Origin of the sequence: Cellulosimicrobium sp. AB352, assembly GCF_049538415.1 — a bacterium.
GTDB lineage: Bacteria > Actinomycetota > Actinomycetes > Actinomycetales > Cellulomonadaceae > Cellulosimicrobium > Cellulosimicrobium funkei.
In genome coordinates this window covers 1-16,719 of sequence record NZ_JBMVFX010000025.1, presented here as the reverse complement: position 1 = coordinate 16,719, position 16,719 = coordinate 1, and the positions used below count along the sequence as shown (strand labels likewise).

The 16,719-nt window shown below is 75.2% G+C and carries 15 protein-coding genes; 14 read left to right on the top strand and 1 reads right to left on the bottom strand.

Annotated elements, in window-relative coordinates:
* From ACPCUX_RS16130 to ACPCUX_RS16070, 13 genes are all read left to right on the top strand, one after another.
* The gene (locus ACPCUX_RS16130) at positions 1-777 is read left to right on the top strand and encodes an ABC transporter ATP-binding protein (protein ID WP_194522282.1); all 777 of its coding nucleotides are present in this window, start codon (positions 1-3) and stop codon (positions 775-777) included.
* Positions 774-1,553, top strand: coding sequence for an ABC transporter ATP-binding protein (locus tag ACPCUX_RS16125; protein ID WP_021482277.1), 780 nt, complete (start codon positions 774-776; stop codon positions 1,551-1,553). The genes ACPCUX_RS16130 and ACPCUX_RS16125 overlap by 4 nt, the downstream gene beginning before the upstream one ends.
* Complete coding sequence (locus tag ACPCUX_RS16120; protein WP_076405207.1) at positions 1,550-2,425, top strand: branched-chain amino acid ABC transporter permease; 876 nt, start codon at positions 1,550-1,552, stop codon at positions 2,423-2,425. The genes ACPCUX_RS16125 and ACPCUX_RS16120 overlap by 4 nt, the downstream gene beginning before the upstream one ends.
* Positions 2,422-3,579: a branched-chain amino acid ABC transporter permease gene (locus tag ACPCUX_RS16115; protein WP_363371609.1), complete on the top strand. Its 1,158-nt coding sequence runs from the start codon at positions 2,422-2,424 to the stop codon at positions 3,577-3,579. The genes ACPCUX_RS16120 and ACPCUX_RS16115 overlap by 4 nt, the downstream gene beginning before the upstream one ends.
* Positions 3,576-5,165 (top strand): class I adenylate-forming enzyme family protein, encoded by a 1,590-nt coding sequence (locus ACPCUX_RS16110; RefSeq protein ID WP_423389160.1) that lies wholly within the window; start codon positions 3,576-3,578, stop codon positions 5,163-5,165. The genes ACPCUX_RS16115 and ACPCUX_RS16110 overlap by 4 nt, the downstream gene beginning before the upstream one ends.
* Positions 5,162-5,860 carry a TetR/AcrR family transcriptional regulator gene (locus ACPCUX_RS16105; protein WP_021483774.1) on the top strand — a complete coding sequence of 233 codons (699 nt, stop codon included), beginning with the start codon at positions 5,162-5,164 and terminating at the stop codon, positions 5,858-5,860. Before ACPCUX_RS16110 ends, ACPCUX_RS16105 begins: the two co-directional genes overlap by 4 nt.
* On the top strand, positions 5,857-6,633 hold the full coding sequence (locus ACPCUX_RS16100) for a 3-hydroxybutyrate dehydrogenase (RefSeq protein WP_423389159.1): 777 nt from the start codon (positions 5,857-5,859) through the stop codon (positions 6,631-6,633). The genes ACPCUX_RS16105 and ACPCUX_RS16100 overlap by 4 nt, the downstream gene beginning before the upstream one ends.
* Positions 6,630-7,691, top strand: coding sequence for an alpha/beta hydrolase (locus ACPCUX_RS16095; protein ID WP_423389158.1), 1,062 nt, complete (start codon positions 6,630-6,632; stop codon positions 7,689-7,691). Before ACPCUX_RS16100 ends, ACPCUX_RS16095 begins: the two co-directional genes overlap by 4 nt.
* Positions 7,688-8,572: a CoA transferase subunit A gene (locus tag ACPCUX_RS16090; protein ID WP_051028159.1), complete on the top strand. Its 885-nt coding sequence runs from the start codon at positions 7,688-7,690 to the stop codon at positions 8,570-8,572. Before ACPCUX_RS16095 ends, ACPCUX_RS16090 begins: the two co-directional genes overlap by 4 nt.
* A 3-nt stretch (positions 8,573-8,575) precedes the next feature.
* Positions 8,576-9,280: a CoA transferase subunit B gene (locus ACPCUX_RS16085; RefSeq protein ID WP_051028158.1), complete on the top strand. Its 705-nt coding sequence runs from the start codon at positions 8,576-8,578 to the stop codon at positions 9,278-9,280.
* On the top strand, positions 9,277-10,434 hold the full coding sequence (locus ACPCUX_RS16080) for an alpha/beta fold hydrolase (RefSeq protein WP_144722432.1): 1,158 nt from the start codon (positions 9,277-9,279) through the stop codon (positions 10,432-10,434). Before ACPCUX_RS16085 ends, ACPCUX_RS16080 begins: the two co-directional genes overlap by 4 nt.
* Positions 10,431-11,636 (top strand): acetyl-CoA C-acetyltransferase, encoded by a 1,206-nt coding sequence (locus ACPCUX_RS16075; RefSeq protein ID WP_086148826.1) that lies wholly within the window; start codon positions 10,431-10,433, stop codon positions 11,634-11,636. Before ACPCUX_RS16080 ends, ACPCUX_RS16075 begins: the two co-directional genes overlap by 4 nt.
* 80 nt (positions 11,637-11,716) lie before the next feature.
* Positions 11,717-13,477 carry an alpha/beta hydrolase gene (locus ACPCUX_RS16070; RefSeq protein WP_185981317.1) on the top strand — a complete coding sequence of 587 codons (1,761 nt, stop codon included), beginning with the start codon at positions 11,717-11,719 and terminating at the stop codon, positions 13,475-13,477.
* A 75-nt stretch (positions 13,478-13,552) separates the two neighbouring features.
* Here ACPCUX_RS16070 and ACPCUX_RS16065 read toward each other — a convergent pair whose 3' ends face one another.
* Positions 13,553-15,034 carry a helix-turn-helix domain-containing protein gene (locus ACPCUX_RS16065; protein WP_423389179.1) on the bottom strand — a complete coding sequence of 494 codons (1,482 nt, stop codon included), beginning with the start codon at positions 15,032-15,034 and terminating at the stop codon, positions 13,553-13,555.
* Positions 15,035-15,226: 192 nt separating this feature from the next.
* On the opposite strand from ACPCUX_RS16065, the gene aceA reads away from it, so the two are divergent.
* Entirely contained in the window at positions 15,227-16,669 is a 1,443-nt protein-coding gene (gene aceA / locus ACPCUX_RS16060) for an isocitrate lyase (protein WP_423389157.1), read from the top strand.
* The last annotated feature ends 50 nt before the right edge of the window (positions 16,670-16,719 follow it).

Below are 16,719 nucleotides of genomic sequence, written 5' to 3'. Positions count from 1 at the left end.
GTGGGCGAGCCGCACACCCTCCCCGCGCTCGAGGTCCGCGACCTCGGGCTCCAGATCGGCGGCGCGCGGATCCTGCGGGGCGTGAGCCTCGCCGTCGGGCAGGGCGAGATGCTCGGCGTGATCGGGCCGAACGGCGCGGGCAAGACGACGCTCTTCAACCTGGTCTCGGGGATCCACCGCCCGACGAGCGGGGCGGTGCTCCTCGAGGGCGCGGACGTGACGACCACTTCGGTGGCGGCGCGCGCCCGCGCGGGCCTGGGCCGCACGTTCCAGACGTCGAGCCTGTTCCCGCGCCTGAGCGTCCGGGAGAACGTGCGGCTCGCCGCGCAGGGACGCCTCGGCGGCGCCCTGTCGGTGCTGCGCTTCCCGCGTCGCGGCGACGCCGCGACGCGGGAGGCGGACCGGCACCTGGAGACCGTCGGGCTCGTGCGCCGCGCCGAGGTCGCCGCGGGCGACCTGTCGCACGGCGACAAGCGCAAGCTCGAGATCGCGGTGCTCCTCGCGACCGAGCCGCGCGTCGTGCTGCTCGACGAGCCCATGGCGGGCGTGTCGTCGGCCGACGTGCCCGGCCTCGTCGAGGTCATCCGCGACCTGCACGGGACCGGTTGCACGGTGCTCATGGTCGAGCACCACATGGACGTCGTGCTGGGGCTCGTGGACCGCGTCGCCGTCATGCACCACGGCGAGCTGCTCGCGTGCGACACCCCCGACGCCGTCATGGCGGACCCGACGGTGCAGAGCGCCTACCTCGGCGTCACGGCAGGAGAGGCAGCATGAGCGGCAGCAGCAGGAGCACCGCCCAGCCCGCGGTCGGGAGCGACGTGCCCGTCCTCGAGGTGCGCGGGCTGTCCGCGCGCATCGCGGGCCAGCAGGTCGTCGAGGACGTGACCTTCTCCGTCCCGGCCACGGGCGTCACCGCGGTGCTGGGCCGCAACGGCGTCGGCAAGACGTCGACCCTCAAGGCCGTGCTCGGTCTGATCGAGCGCCGGGGCGAGGTGCTGCTCGCGGGCGAGCGCGTCGACGGCGAGCGCACGGACCGGATCGTGCGGCGCGGCGTCGGGTACGTGCCCGAGGACCGGGAGGTGTTCGCCGGGCTCACGGTCGCGGAGAACCTGCGGCTCGCCGAGCGCGACGCCCACCCGCGGCGCGAGCTCGTCGCGGAGCTCTTCCCGGACCTCGTGCAGCGCGCCGCCCAGCGCGCGGGCACCCTCTCGGGCGGTCAGCAGCAGATGGTGTCGCTCGCGCGCGCCCTGCTCAACGCCAACCGCCTGCTCCTCGTCGACGAGCCCACCAAGGGCCTCGCGCCCCGGATCGTCGGCGAGGTGTCGGACGCGCTCGCGGAGGCGGCCCGCACGGTCCCGATCCTGCTCGTCGAGCAGAACCTCGAGGTCATCGAGCGGCTCGCCGAGCGCGTCGTCGTGATCGACGCGGGTCGCGTCGTGCACACCGGCCCCGCGCGCGAGCTCCTCGACGACCCCGACCGCGTCCAGCAGCTCCTCGGCGTGCACGCCGAGGTCGACCACCACGGAACCGAAGGGGCGGTGGCCCGGTGAGCACGATCGTCCTCCTCCTCGTCACGGGGCTCGGCCTCGGGGCGCTGTACTTCCTCGTCGCGTCGGGCCTGTCGCTCATCTACGGGCTCATGGGCGTCCTCAACTTCGCGCACGGGTCGTTCCTCACGCTCGGCGCGTTCGGCGGCTGGTTCGTCGCGCGCTCCCTCGGCGCGGACTCGTGGGGCGTCTTCGCGCTCTCGCTGCTCGCCGGGGCCGTCGTCGGGGCGGGGGCCGCGGCGCTCACCGAGCTCCTGCTCATCCGCCCGCTCTACGAGCGGCACATCGAGCAGGTGCTCGTCACCGTCGGGCTCTCGCTCGCGTCCGTCGCGCTGTTCGAGGGCATGTGGGGATCGGACCCCGAGTTCATCTCCGGCCCGGCGTGGCTCAAGGGCACGACCGACCTGGCCGGCGCGCCGGTGCCCAACGACCGGTTCGTCGCGATCGGCGCCGCGGCGCTCGTGCTCGGCGCGATCGTGCTGTTCCTCCAGCGCACCCGCTACGGGCTCATCATCCGCGCGGGCGTCGAGAACCGGTCCATGGTCACCGCGCTCGGCATCGACGTGCGCAAGGCGTTCACGCTCGTCTTCGCGGTCGGCGGCGCCGCCGCGGGGCTCGGCGGGGTCCTCGCCTCGCAGTACTTCGGGTACGTCTCCCCGCACCTCGGCGGGTCGCTGCTCATCTTCGCGTTCATCGTCACCGTCATCGGGGGGCTCGGCTCCCTGACCGGCGCGGCAGTCGCGTCCGTGCTCGTCGCGGTCCTGCAGCAGTTCGCGAACTACTACCTCGGCTACGGCGACCTGCTCGTCGTGCTCCTGCTCGCGCTCGTGCTCCTCGTCCGTCCCACCGGCCTCCTCGGGAGGGCAGCCGCATGACCACCCAGACCGCTCCCCCGGCCCCGGCCACCCCCGCCGACGACGCACCGCGCGCCGACCGACCCGCCCGCCGGGCGCCGTCGGGCACGCTGGTCCGCACGCTCGCGGGCGTCGCGCTCGTCGCGGTGCTCGCGTGCCTCCCGCTGCTCGCGCTCCACGTGCCGGGCGTCCTGCCCGGCCCGACGTACACGCCCGGCGCGCTCCAGATGATGGCGATGTGCTGGCTCATCGGCGCCCTCGCGCTGAGCTACCACCTGCTGTTCGGGGTCGCGGGGCTGCTGAGCTTCGGCCACGCGCTGTACTTCGCGGCGGGGCTGTACGGGCTCGCGATCGTGCTCGACACGACCGAGATCCCGCTCCTGCCCGCCGCGGCGCTCGTGCTCGTCGGCGGGATCGTGCTCGCGCACGTCGTCGGGGCCGTCTCGCTGCGGGTCACGGGCATCTCGTTCGCCATGGTCACCCTCGCGTTCGCCCAGGCGGGCAACGTGCTCGTGCGCCGCAACCCCGGCGGCACGACCGGCGGCGAGGAGGGCCTCGCGCTCGCGACCCGGAACGTCCCCGACGCGTTCGTGGGCGTGCTCAACACGCGCAACCTCTACTGGCTCGCCCTCGCCGTGCTCGTCGTCGTCTACCTCGTGGTGCTGTGGGTCGAGCGGTCGCGCGCGGGGCACGTCGCGGCGGCGACGCGCGAGAACGAGATGCGCGTGCGCGTCATCGGCGGGCGCCCCTACCTCGTCAAGCTCCTCGTGTTCGTCCTCGCGGCGACGCTCGCGACCGTCGTCGGCATGGCCTACCTGCTGCTCCAGTCCGGCGCCGTGCCGCGCGCGACGTCCGCCGACTTCACGCTCACGCTGCTGGTCATGGTCGTGCTCGGGGGCGTCGGCTCCCGGTGGGGCGCGATCGTCGGCGGCGTGCTCTACACGATCCTCGACCAGCGGCTCGGCACGCTCGCGAGCTCCGCGGCCGTCGCGGACCTCCCGGCCGTGCTGCGCGTGCCGCTCAGCGAGCCGCTGTTCCTGCTCGGGACCCTCTTCATCCTCGTCGTGATGTTCCTGCCCGGCGGCATCGCGGGCGCCGCGTCGCGCCTCGCCGCGCGCCGCCGCCCGCGGGAGGATCGGGAGGAGGCCCGCGAGCGCCTGGAGGAGGTGGCATGACGACGCAGCACCGGGACGTCCAGGACGGCCTGCACACCCTCGGGCGCTGGACGCGCGACCGCGCGCTCGCGACGCCCGACCGCGTCGCCGTCGACGACCGCGGCGTGACCCTGCGCTACCGCGACCTGCACGAGCGCGCGAGCGCCCTGGCGGCGGCGTTCCGGGAGGCGGGCTACGGCGTCGGGGACCGCGTCGCGACCGTCACGGGCAACAGCGCCGACCAGGTCGTGCTGTTCTTCGCGTGCGCGCAGGCCGGGCTCGTCCTCGCGCCGCTGTCGTGGCGGCTGTCGCCCGGCGAGCTCGCCGCCCAGGTCGAGCAGGCCGACCCCGCGCTCGTGCTCGTGGAGCAGGAGTTCTCCGGCCTCGCGGACTCGGCGTTCGACCGGCTCGACCCGCTGCGCCGGCTCGACGGGGAGCGGCCCGGCCGCCCGCCCCGGCGGGCGGAGCTCGGGCGCAGCGGCGTCGAGGCGCACGTCCCGCCGCCGTCACGGCGGGGGCCCGCGCCGGAGCGCCGGCCCGTGCGCGACGACGACCCGCTCCTCCTCGTGTTCACGTCCGGCACGCAGGGCACGCCCAAGGGCGCGCTGCTCACGCACGCGAACTGCTTCTGGACGAACCTCTCGCTCTCGCGCACGGTCGAGCTGACGAGCCACGACGTCGTGCTGAGCGTGCTGCCGCAGTTCCACGCGGGCGGGTGGAACATCCAGCCGCTGCTCGCATGGTGGACCGGCGCGACCGTCGTCCTGGAGCGCACGTTCGAGCCAGAGCGCGTGCTCCAGCTCGTCGCCGAGCGCCGCGTCACGACGATGATGGGCGTCCCGACGAACTACCTGCTCCTCGCGGAGCACCCCGGCTTCGCGGACGCCGACCTGTCGTCGCTGCGGCACGCCGTCGTGGGCGGCGCGCCCATGCCGGAGCCGCTGCTGCGCACGTGGCACCGCCGCGGCGTCGCGCTCTCGCAGGGCTACGGGCTCACGGAGGCGGGCCCCAACGTGCTGTGCCTGCCCGACGACCAGGCCCGCGAGCGCAGCGGCTCGGCCGGCACGCCGTACCCGCACGTCGAGGTCGCCGTCGCCGACCCGGTGACGGGCCGCCACCTCGACGGGCCCGCGGCGGGCGAGCTGCTGGTCCGCGGGCCGGGGGTGTTCGCGGGCTACTTCCGCGACGAGGCCGCCACGGCCGCGGTCCTGCGCGACGGCTGGCTGCGCACCGGCGACCTCGTCGAGCGCGACGTCGACGGGTGCTACCGCGTGGTCGACCGCCTGAAGGACGTCTTCATCGTCGGCGGCGAGAACGTCACGCCGTCCGAGGTGGAGGCCGTGCTCCGCCGCCACCCCGCGGTGGCGGACGTGGCGGTGGTGGGCGTCCCCGACGACCGGTGGGGCGAGGTCGGGGCCGCGTTCGTCGTGCCGCGCGCCGGCCACCCCACCGACGCCGAGGAGCTGGAGGCGTTCTGCCGCCGCGAGCTCGCGCACTTCAAGGTCCCGCGCCGCTTCGACCTCGTCCCGTCCCTGCCCCGCACGTCGTTGCACAAGGTGTCGCGCCGCTCGCTCGCCGAGCGCGTGACCGTCCCGGAGGACTCATGAGCACCCAGCCCCGCACCGCCCGCGGCAACCGCACCCGGGCGAAGATCCTCGCCGCGGCCGAGCAGGTGTTCGCCGAGGTCGGGTACCACGACGCGTCGATCGTGAAGATCACCGAGTCCGCGGGCGTCGGGCAGGGCACGTTCTACCTGTACTTCGAGTCGAAGATCGACGTGTTCGACGAGCTCGTCGACGACCTCAACCGCCGCGTGCGGCACGCGATGATCGAGGCGAGCTCGCAGGCGACGACGCGCCTGGCCGCCGAGCGCGCGGGCTTCGAGGCGTTCTTCCGCTTCACCGCCGAGCACCCGGCGCTCTACCGCATCGTGCGGCAGGCCGAGTTCGTCTCCCCCGGGGCGCTGCGCCGCCACTACGCGCGCATCGTCGAGGGCTACATGACCGGGCTGGACAAGGCGCGCGCGAACGGCGAGGTCGGCCACGACGTCGACCCGGAGGTCGCCGCGTGGGCGCTCATGGGCATCGGCGAGATCGTCGGGATGCGCTGGGTCCTGTGGGGCGGGCGCTGGGACGAGGGCGCAGAGCCGCCGTCGTACGACACCGCGGCCGCCGAGGTCCCTCCGCACGTGTTCGAGCAGACCATGCAGTTCATCGAGCGCGCGCTCGCCGCGCCGCGGACCGCCCCGCCGACCGGGACCGGGCCCGCCACCTCGACCGAGACCGAAGGAGACGCGCGATGACCGTCCCCGCCACCGTCCCCGGCACCGCCCCGACCCTCGCCGGACGGCGCGCGCTCGTCACGGGCGGCGCGAGCGGCATCGGCGCGGCGTGCGCGCGCGAGCTCGCCGCGCGCGGCGCGCACGTGACCGTCGCCGACGTCGACCCCGACGGCGCGCAGCGCCTCGCGGACGAGCTCGGCGGCGAGGCGTGGGTCGTCGACCTCGCCGACACGCGCGCGCTCGACGACCTCACGCTCGACGTCGACGTCCTCGTCAACAACGCGGGCGTCCAGCGCGTGAGCCCCATCGAGGACTTCCGCCCCGACGACTTCCGCCTGCTGCACGCGATCATGCTCGAGGCGCCGTTCCTGCTGGTCCGGGCCGCGCTCCCCGGGATGTACGCGCGTGGGTTCGGGCGCGTCGTCAACGTGTCGTCCGTGCACGGCCTCGTGGCGTCGCCGTTCAAGTCGGCGTACGTGTCCGCGAAGCACGGTCTGGAGGGCCTGTCCAAGGTGACCGCGCTCGAGGGCGGTCCGCACGGCGTGACGAGCGTGTGCGTCAACCCCGGGTACGTCCGCACGCCGCTCGTCGAGAAGCAGATCGCGGACCAGGCGCGCGTGCACGGTGTCCCCGAGTCCGAGGTGCTCGCGACCGTGCTCCTCGCGGAGTCCGCGGTGAAGCGGCTCGTGGAGCCGGAGGAGGTCGCGTCGCTCGTCGGCTGGCTGACCGGCCCGGACGCGTCGATGGTCTCGGGCGCGTCGTGGACGATCGACGGCGGCTGGAGCGCCCGGTGACCGCGGCGACGACCGCGCCGGACGACGTCACCGCCGCGACCCACACCTACGCGACGCTCGACGTCCCCGTCGCGGGCGGGCGCCTGCGCGTCGGCGTGTGGGACCCGGTCGGCCCGCCCGCACCCGAGCCGGGCGCCCGGCCCGACGGCGGCGCGCCCCCCGCGCACGACGCCGTCCCGACCGTCCTCGCCGTGCACGGCATCACGGCGTCGCACCGCGCGTGGCCGGCCGTCGTCGCGGCGCTGCCGGGCGTGCGCGTCGTCGCGCCCGACCTGCGGGGGCGCGGACGCAGCAACGGCCTGCCGGGCCCGTACGGCATGGGGGCGCACGCGGACGACCTTGCGACGGTCCTCGACGCGCTGGGGATCGACCGCGTCGTCGCGCTCGGGCACTCCATGGGCGCGTTCGTGTCCGTCGTGCTCGCGCACCGCCACCCCGGCCGCGTCTCCCGGCTCGTGCTCGTCGACGGCGGCATCCCGCTCCCGCCGCCGACCGGGCTCGCGCCCGACGCGACGCACGACGAGGTCCTGCGCGCCCTGCTCGGCCCGGCCGTCGAGCGCCTCGAGCGCACGTTCGCCGACCACGAGGAGTACCGCGGCTTCTGGCGCGCGCACCCCGCCTTCGCGAGCGCGTGGGACGAGCCGTGGGCCGACGTCGTCGCGGGGTACGTCGACTACGACCTCGTCGGCGAGGCGCCCGCGCTGCGTCCGGCGTCGTCGGGCGCGGCGGTCTCCGCCGACTCGCTCGAGCTCTACGAGGGCGGGCCGCTCGCGGACGCGCTCGCGGGCGACCACCCGCTCGACGTGCCCCTCGTGCTGCTGCGCGCGCCCCGCGGCCTGCTCGACGAGCCCGAGGCCCTCTACCCCCCCGAGCACCTCGCCGCGTGGCGCGCGCGGCTGCCGGGGCTGCGCACCCGCGACGTAGCGGGTATCAATCACTACACGATCATCATGAGCCCGCCCGGCGTCGAGGCCGTCGCGGGCGAGACCCTGCGGGCCCTGGCCGCCGTCACGAGCGACGGACCCGGACCGGCGAGTGACGAGGAGGTCACGGCATGAGCCCCACGATCGCGTCCCCACGAGGGACCGGGCTGGACAAGGTGGTCGCGTCCGCGGCCGAGGCCGTCGCGGACGTGCCCGACGGCGCGTCGCTCGCCGTCGGCGGGTTCGGCCTGTGCGGCAACCCCATCGCGCTCATCGAGGCGCTGCTCGCCCAGGGCACGCGCGACCTGTGGGTCGTGAGCAACAACTGCGGCGTCGACGACTGGGGCCTCGGGGTCCTGCTCGGCGCCGGCCGCATCCGGAAGATGACGAGCTCGTACGTCGGGGAGAACAAGGAGTTCGAGCGCCAGTTCCTCTCGGGCGAGCTCGAGCTCGAGCTCACCCCGCAGGGCACGCTCGCCGAGAAGCTGCGCGCCGGCGGCGCGGGCATCGCCGGGTTCTGGACGCGCACGGGCGTCGGCACGCAGGTCGCCGAGGGCGGCCTCCCCCAGCGGTACGACGGCGCGGGCGGCGTCGCGCAGGCCAGCGCGCCCAAGGAGGTGCGCACGTTCGGCGTCGGGCCGCGCGGTCGCGACGGTGCGTTCGCCGACGAGGCAGAGTTCGTGCTCGAGGACGCGATCACCACGGACTTCGCGCTCGTGCACGCGCTGCGCGGCGACCGGCACGGCAACCTCGTGTTCCACCGGTCGGCCCGCAACTTCTCCCCGCTGGCCGCGATGGCGGGCCGCGTGTGCGTCGCGCAGGTCGAGGAGCTCGTCGAGCCCGGCGAGATCGACCCCGACGCCGTGCACCTGCCCGGCGTGTTCGTGCACCGCGTCGTCGAGGTGGGCCCGGACGTGCCCAAGCGCATCGAGCGCCGCACCGTGCGCTCGGCCGCCCCGACCGACCAGCCCGCGCCCGCGCCGTCGGGCACCGCGACCACCGTGAAGGAGGGCTGAGCCGTGCCGCTCACCCGCGACGAGATGGCCGCGCGCGCCGCGCGCGAGCTCCAGGACGGCTGGTACGTCAACCTCGGCATCGGCCTGCCGACGCTCGTGCCCAACTACGTGCCCGCGGACAAGCACCTCGTGCTCCAGTCGGAGAACGGGATCCTCGGCGTCGGGCCGTACCCGACCGAGGACGCCGTCGACCCCGACCTCATCAACGCCGGCAAGGAGACCGTCACCGTCCTGCCGGGCGCCGCGTTCTTCGACTCCGCGCTGAGCTTCGGCATGATCCGCGGCGGCAAGATCGACGCCGCGATCCTCGGCGGCATGCAGGTCTCCGAGACGGGCGACCTCGCCAACTGGATGATCCCCGGCAAGATGGTCAAGGGCCCCGGCGGCGCGATGGACCTCGTGCACGGGGCGGGCCGCGTGATCGTGCTCATGGAGCACGTGGCGCGCGACGGGTCGCCCAAGATCCTGCGCTCGTGCTCGCTGCCCCTCACGGGACGCGGGGTCGTGCACCGGGTCATCACCGACCTCGCGGTGATCGACGTGACGCCCGACGGGCTCGTGCTGCGCGAGACCGCGCCCGGCGTGAGCGTCGACGACGTGCGGGCCGCGACCGAGCCCGACCTCGCCGTCGCGCTCGACGACGCCCCGCTCGACGTCGCCGACGCCGGCCCGGGACCGTCCACGCAGGCCGCGGGGACGCCGTCGTGACGCGCGACGTGCTGCGTCGCGACGTCCCGACCCCGCGCGGGCGCGAGCACGTGCGCGAGGTCGTGGCCGACGGCGACGCGCGGGCCACGGTCCTGCTCGTGCACGGCAACTGCTCGTCGTCGGCGTTCTTCGACCCGCTGCTGCGCGCGCTCCCCGCCGACGTGCGCGGCGTCGCCGTCGACCTGCGGGGGTACGGCGACGCCGAGCCCCGGCCCGTCGACGCGACCCGGGGCGTGCGGGACTTCGCCGACGACGTCGCGGGCGTCCTCGACGCGCTCGACCTCACGCGCCCGCTCGTCGCCGTCGCGCACTCCGCGGGGGCGGGCGTCGTGCTGCAGCTCGCAACCGACCGGCCCGACCTGTTCGACGGCATCCTGCTCGAGGCGCCCATGTCGCCGTACGGGTTCGGCGGCACGCGCGACGTCGACGGGACGCCGCTCTCCCCCGACTTCGCGGGATCGGGCGGCGGGACGGCGAACCCCGCGTTCGTCGCGGCGCTCGCCGCCGGCGACCGCAGCGAGGACGCCGGGTCGCCCCGCGACGTGCTGCGCCGGTTCTACGTCGCCGACCCGGCGGCGCTCGGCGAGCCGCTCGGCGCGCTCGAGGAGCTCCTGCTCGACTCCGTGCTCTCCACGCGCACGGGCGACGACAGCTACCCGGGCGACCGGACGGCGTCGCGCACGTGGCCCGGCGTGGCGCCCGGGACGCGCGGCATGAACAACGCGATCAGCGCGAAGTACTGCGACCTGTCCGGCTTCGCGACGTCCGGCGCCACCGCGCCCGTCCTGTGGGTGCGCGGCGACGCCGACGCGATCGTCTCGGACACGTCGCTGTTCGACCTCGCGCAGCTCGGCGCGCTCGGCGCCGTCCCCGGCTGGCCCGGGGCCGAGACGCACCCGCCGCAGCCGATGGTCGCCCAGACCCGGGCCGTCCTCGACGCCTACGCGGCCGCGGGCGGGCGGTACCGTGAGGAGGTGCGGCCCGGCGTCGGGCACAGCCCCCACCTCGAGGAGCCGGACGTGTTCCTCGGGCTCCTGCTCGGGCTGGTCGACACTGCCGTTGCCGACGTCGACGCCGCCGCCGCACGAGCGGACGCCACACCCCCGGCGCCCGCGCAGACACCGCCGTCCGCACCCCTGGAGGTCCAGCCGTGAGCACCACCACCCCGCACTCCCCCGACGACGTCGTGGTCGTCGCCGCCGCCCGCACGCCCCAGGGCCGTCTCAAGGGCTCGCTCGCCGCGCTGACGGCGGTCGAGCTCGGCGCCGTCGCCGCGCGCGCCGCCATCGAGCGCTCGGGCCTCGGCGCGGACGCCGTCGACGCCGTCGTGCTCGGCCAGGTGCTCCAGGCCGGGGCGGGCCAGAACCCCGCGCGCCAGACGGCCGCCGCCGCGGGCGTGGGCTGGGACGTGCCCGCCGTGACGGTGAACAAGGTGTGCCTCTCGGGGCTCACCGCCGTCATCGACGGCACGCGGATGATCCGCTCCGGCGAGGCGGAGGTCGTGCTCGTCGGCGGCCAGGAGTCCATGACCAACGCGCCGCACCTGCTCCCCGGGTCGCGCGCCGGGTTCGCGTTCGGGGACGCGACGCTCGTCGACGCCGTCGCGCGCGACGGGCTCACCGACGCGTTCGACCACGCCTCCATGGGCGTCTCGACCGAGCGCACCAACGTGGGCGACGTGTTCGTCTCCCGCGAGGAGCAGGACGCCGTCGCGGCGGCCTCGCACCAGCGCGCCGCGGCCGCGGCGAAGGACGGCCTGTTCGACGCCGAGCTCGCCCCCGTGAGCGTCCCGCAGCGCCGGGGCGAGCCGGTCGAGGTGCGCGACGACGAGGGCGTGCGCCCCGACACGACCGTCGAGGGCCTCGCGCGCCTGCGGCCCGCGTTCGACCCCGAGGGCACCATCACCGCGGGCAACGCGTCGCAGATCTCCGACGGCGCTGCCGCGCTCGTGCTCACGACCCGCGCCCGGGCCGAGTCCGCGGGCACGCCGGTGCTCGCGACCGTGCGGACGTGGGGCCAGGTCGCCGGTCCCGACACGTCGCTGCACTCCCAGCCCGCCCGCGCGATCCGGCAGGCCCTCGACCGGGCCGGGTGGACGGTCGACGACCTCGACCTCGTCGAGATCAACGAGGCCTTCGCGACCGTCGTCGCGGTCTCCACGCGCGTGCTCGGCGTCTCGCCCGACGTCGTCAACGTGCACGGCGGCGGCATCTCGCTCGGGCACCCGATCGGCGCGTCCGGCGCCCGCCTCGCCGTGCACGCGGCGCACGAGCTCGCGCGCCGCGGGGGCGGGCGCGTCGCCGTCGGGCTGTGCGGCGGCGGAGGCCAGGGCGAGGCGCTGCTGCTCGAGGCGTAGGGCTCGCCCGGGTCCGGTGGACCGACGGCGCCCCGGCCGTTCGAGGGGACGGCTCGGGGCGCCGCGCCTACGATCGCGGGGTGCAGCCCACCGCGACGGAGACCCGCGCCCCCGAGCCCGTCGACGAGGAGCGCCCCCGGCACGGCGCGTGGGGGCGGTGGCTCCGGCGGTTCTCCGCGACCGGGCTCGTGGTCGCGCTCGCCTGGTTCTGCCTGTCGTTCACGCCGTCGCTCATCCCGCGCGCCTGGTACTACCAGGCCGTGATCTCGGGCGTGAGCGCCGTCGGCGGGTACGCCGTCGGCGCGCTCGTCGAGTGGTTCGCTGTGAAGGTCGGGCTGCGGATCCGGTGGACCGCGCGCGCGAGCCGGATCGCGTGGTGGGTGCTCGCCGGGGCGACCGTCGTGCTCGTGCCGCTGGCGCTGATCCTCGGGGCGCGGCGCCAGATCGAGCTGCGGCACCTGTTCGGCATGTCGGAGGATGTCCCCGGACGCGAGGTCGTCACGCTGCTCGCGGCGCTCGCCGTCGCGCTGCTCGTGCTCCAGGCGGGCCGCGGCCTGCGCCGCGTCGCCCGATGGCTGAGCGTCCTCGTCGGCAAGGTCGTGCCTGCCCCCGTGGCGCGGTTCGTCAGCGGCGTCGCGGTCGCCGTCGTCGTGGTCCTGCTGTTCAACGGCGTCATCTGGTCAGGCACGCTCAGCGCGCTGAACTCGGTCTACGCGGCGGCGAACGCCGAGATCAGCCCTCGGCTCACGCCCCCGACGCTCCCCGAACGGTCCGGCTCCCCCGACTCCCTCGAGCCCTGGGACTCGCTCGGCGCGGAGGGGCGCAAGTTCGTCGTCTCCGGCCCGACCCTCGACGAGCTGCGCGCGTTCGCCGCGGCGGGCGACGTCGTCGACCCCGCGGACGTGCGCGAGCCGATCCACGCGTACGCGGGCCTCGACCCCGAGGGCGACCTCGACGCCACGGCGGCCCGCGTCGTCGACGAGCTCGACCGGACGGACGCGTGGGACCGGTCCGTCCTCGTCGTCGCGACCACGACCGGGACCGGCTGGGTGGACCCCGCCATGGTCGAGGCGCTCGAGCTCATGCACGGCGGCGACACCGCGATCGCCAGCATGCAGTACTCCTACCTGCCGAGCTGGATCAGCTTCGTCGGCGACCGCTCGACCCCGCCCGCCGCGGGCAAGGCGCTGTTCGAGGCGGTGTACGCGCGGTGGTCGGACCTGCCCGAGGACGACCGCCCGCGCCTGCTCGCGTTCGGCATCTCGCTCGGGTCGTTCGGGATGCAGGGCGCGTTCAGCGGCGTGCAGGACGTCGAGGCGCGCTCCGACGGCGCGATGTTCACCGGGACGCCCGGGTTCACGCCGATGTGGCGCGAGCTCACCGACGCGCGCGACCCCGGGTCGCTCGAGTACGCCCCCGTGGTGGACGACGGCCGCCAGGTCCGCTGGGGCGACCCGGTCGCGACCGGCGTCGCGGACCTCTGGGGCCCCGGCCCGCGCTGGGACGAGCCGCGCGTCGTGTACCTCCAGCACGCGTCCGACGGCGTCACCTGGTGGGGCCCCGAGACGCTGTGGTCCGAGCCCGACTGGCTCCGCGAGCCGCGCGGGCCCGACGTGCTCGGCGACGTGCGCTGGTACCCGTTCGTCACGTTCTGGCAGCTCACGGGCGACCTCTTCGTCGCGGCCGCGTCCGACATCCCGCCCGGCCACGGGCACGTCTACCAGCTCGAGTACGCCGACGGCTTCGCCGCGCTGCACGCACCCGACGGCTGGACCGACGCCGACACCGCGCGCCTCAAGGACGCGATGGTCGCTCCCGTCGAGGGCGGCTCGATCGGCTGACGGCCGACCGGCGTCCGCCGACCCGGCTCGCACGGACGGCGCGCACCGGGCGGAGCGCGCGCAGGCACGGGCCGGCTAACCCGGCGCGTGGGCCTCGAGGAACGAGAAGACCTCGGTCTGGTCGACGCCCGGGAACGCGCCGGTCGGCATCGCCGCGAGCATGGACGCGTGCGGACGGGCGCTCGGCCAGGCGTGGCCCGCCCAGCGGTCGGCGAGGTCGTCGGGCGGGCGGCGGCAGCACGCGCCGTCGGGGCAGCGGGACACGAGCCGCTCGGTCGTGTCGCGCCCGAGGAACCACTTGACGTGCGCGAACGGGACGCCGACGCTCACGGAGAACTCGCCGTCGGCCGACGCCTGCACGCGCGACGTGCACCAGTAGGTGCCGCTCGGGGTGTCCGTGTACTGGCTGAACGGGCTGAGCCGGTCCTCGACCGCGAAGACGGTGCGCGCGGTCCAGCTCCGGCACACGTACTGCCCCTCGACCGCGCCGAGCGGGTCGGCGGGGAAGCGCACGCCATCGTTCTCGTACGCCTTGTGGATCACCCCGGACTCGTGGACCTTCATGAAGTGCACCGGGATGCCGAGGTGCTTCGTCGCGAGGTTGGTGAACCGGTGCGCGGCGGTCTCGTACGACACCGCGAACGCGTCCCGGAGGTCCTCGATGGAGATCTCGCGCGCGTCCTTCGCGGCGCGCAGGGCCTTGACCGCGTGCCGCTCCGGGAGCAGGAGCGCCGCGGCGAGGTAGTTGGCCTCGACGCGCTGGCGGAGGAACTCGCGGTAGTCGCGCGGCTCCGCGTGCCCGAGCACGTGCGGCGCGAGCGCCTGGAGCAGCGCCGACGTCGCGTTGGACCTCCCGCGCATCCCGTTGCTCGGCAGGTACACGCGGCGGTGGCGCAGGTCGAGCACGGACCGAGTGGAGTGCGGCAGGTCGCCGACGTAGTGCAGCGTGAAGCCGAGGTGGGCGGCGAGGTCGGCCGCGACGCGCTGAGGCATCGGCCCGCCCGCGTGCCCGACGCCGTCGAGCAGCCCGGCCGCCGCGTCCTCGAGCTCGGGGAAGTAGTTGTCCTGCGCGCGCATGGTCGCGCGGAGCTCCGCGTTCGCGCGGCGCGCCTCCTCGGGCGTCGCGGCGCGCTCGGTGTGCAGGCGCTGGAGCTCGCGCTCGAGCGCGACGATGGTCTCGAGCGCGTCGGTGGGCAGCGACTTGCCCACCCGCACGGGCCGCAGCCCGAGCGCGTCGAAGAGCGGGCCGCGCTGGGCGCGCTCCAGCTCGATCTCGAGCGCGTCCCGGCGCGACGGCGCCTCCGGCGAGAGCAGGTCGTCGAGGCTCGCGCCGAGGGCTCGCGCCACCGCCTGGAGCTGGCCGAACTTCGGCTCGCGCTTGCCGTTCTCGAGGAGCGACACCTGCGACGGCGCGCGGCCGATCGCGGCGCCGAGCTCGTCGAGCGTCATGCCGCGCGCGGTGCGCAGGTGCCGGATCCTGCGGCCGATCGTCAGGGCGTCGGGCTCGCTCTCGAGCGGGATTTCCGCATGTTCCGCGATTCCGGCCGGTCGCGTCATCGGGATAGCCATGACTGAGAGTGACACGCGCCACTCCTTGCGCACAAGAGAAGAACCGCGTTTCTTTCGTCCGATCTGGCTTGAGAAGGACTTGCACGCGGGAGGAAGGTCGAAGCACGGACCTCGCCGAGGTCCACCGACCGGCCCGGCCGGCCCGCACCACGTGGGCCGGCGCACCACCAGGAGGCACCCGTGAACAGGCCCACCATCGTCAGCCGCCGCTCCCCGTCCGAGTACGCGGGCGGCGCCCGCCCGCTCGGCGCCGTCGCGACGACGGCGACGGTCACCGGCCCCGGCACCGCCCCGACCCCGGGCGACGCCTCGCGCCCGTCCGCCCGTCCGGGCGACCAGACGCAGAGCGCCGCCGAGCTCGCCGAGCAGTGGGCGACCGACCCGCGCTGGGCCGGCCTGCAGCGCGACTACACCGCCGAGGACGTGGTCGCGCTGCGCGGCTCCGTGCGCGAGGAGCACACGCTCGCCCGCCGCGGTGCCGAGACGCTGTGGGACCTCATCCACACCGAGGAGTGGGTCGCCGCGCTCGGCGCGTTCACCGGCAACCAGGCCGTGCAGCAGGTGCGGGCGGGCCTCAAGGCGATCTACCTGTCCGGGTGGCAGGTCGCGGCCGACGCCAACCTGTCCGGCCAGACGTACCCCGACCAGTCGCTCTACCCCGCCAACTCCGTGCCCGCCGTCGTGCGCCGCATCAACAACGCGCTCCTGCGCGCCGACCAGATCGAGACGGCCGAGCGCGCGGCGTCGGACGGGCAGGCGCCCGACCGCGACTGGCTCGCCCCGATCGTCGCCGACGCCGAGGCCGGGTTCGGCGGCCCGCTCAACGCCTACGAGCTCATGCACTCGATGATCGCCGCGGGCGCGGCGGGCGTGCACTGGGAGGACCAGCTCGCGTCCGAGAAGAAGTGCGGGCACCTCGGCGGCAAGGTGCTCGTGCCCACGAGCCAGCACATCCGCACGCTCAACGCCGCGCGTCTCGCGGCCGACGTCGCGGGCGTGCCGTCGATCGTCATCGCCCGCACGGACGCGCTCGCCGCGGACCTCCTCACGTCCGACGTCGACGAGCGCGACCAGCCGTTCCTCACCGGCGAGCGCACGTCCGAGGGCTTCTACCGGGTGCGCCCCGGCTTCGACGCGGTCGTCGCGCGCGGCCTCGCGTACGCGCCGTACTCCGACCTCATCTGGGTCGAGACGGGCGAGCCCGACCTCGAGCTCGCGCGGACGTTCGCCGAGGCGATCCACGCGCAGCACCCGGGCAAGAAGCTCGCCTACAACTGCTCGCCGTCGTTCAACTGGAAGAAGCACCTCGACGACGCCCAGATCGCGAGCTTCCAGAAGGAGCTCGCCGCGATGGGCTACGCGTTCCAGTTCATCACGCTGGCCGGCTTCCACGCCGTCTCGCACTCCATGTTCGAGCTCGCGCGCGGGTACAACGAGCGCGCGATGTCCGCCTACGTCGAGCTGCAGGAGGCCGAGTTCGTCTCCGAGGCCGACGGCTACACCGCCACCCGCCACCAGCGGGAGGTCGGCACCGGCTACTTCGACCGGGTCGCCACGGCTCTCAACCCCGACGCCGCCACCCTCGCGCTCGCCGGGTCCACCGAGACCGCCCAGTTCCACTAAGCCCTCCTCGCGAGGTAGAGGAGCGGTCCCGCGAGGTAGAGGCCTGGTCA

Bases quoted from the DNA above. Each gene is read 5' to 3' on its own strand.
- ACPCUX_RS16125 (WP_021482277.1), top strand. From the start codon at position 774: ATGAGCGGCAGCAGCAGGAGCACCGCCCAGCCCGCGGTCGGGAGCGAC.
- ACPCUX_RS16115 (WP_363371609.1), top strand. From the start codon at position 2,422: ATGACCACCCAGACCGCTCCCCCGGCCCCGGCCACCCCCGCCGACGAC.
- ACPCUX_RS16110 (WP_423389160.1), top strand. From the start codon at position 3,576: ATGACGACGCAGCACCGGGACGTCCAGGACGGCCTGCACACCCTCGGG.
- ACPCUX_RS16105 (WP_021483774.1), top strand. From the start codon at position 5,162: ATGAGCACCCAGCCCCGCACCGCCCGCGGCAACCGCACCCGGGCGAAG.
- ACPCUX_RS16100 (WP_423389159.1), top strand. From the start codon at position 5,857: ATGACCGTCCCCGCCACCGTCCCCGGCACCGCCCCGACCCTCGCCGGA.
- ACPCUX_RS16090 (WP_051028159.1), top strand. From the start codon at position 7,688: ATGAGCCCCACGATCGCGTCCCCACGAGGGACCGGGCTGGACAAGGTG.
- ACPCUX_RS16065 (WP_423389179.1), bottom strand. From the start codon at position 15,034: ATGACGCGACCGGCCGGAATCGCGGAACATGCGGAAATCCCGCTCGAG.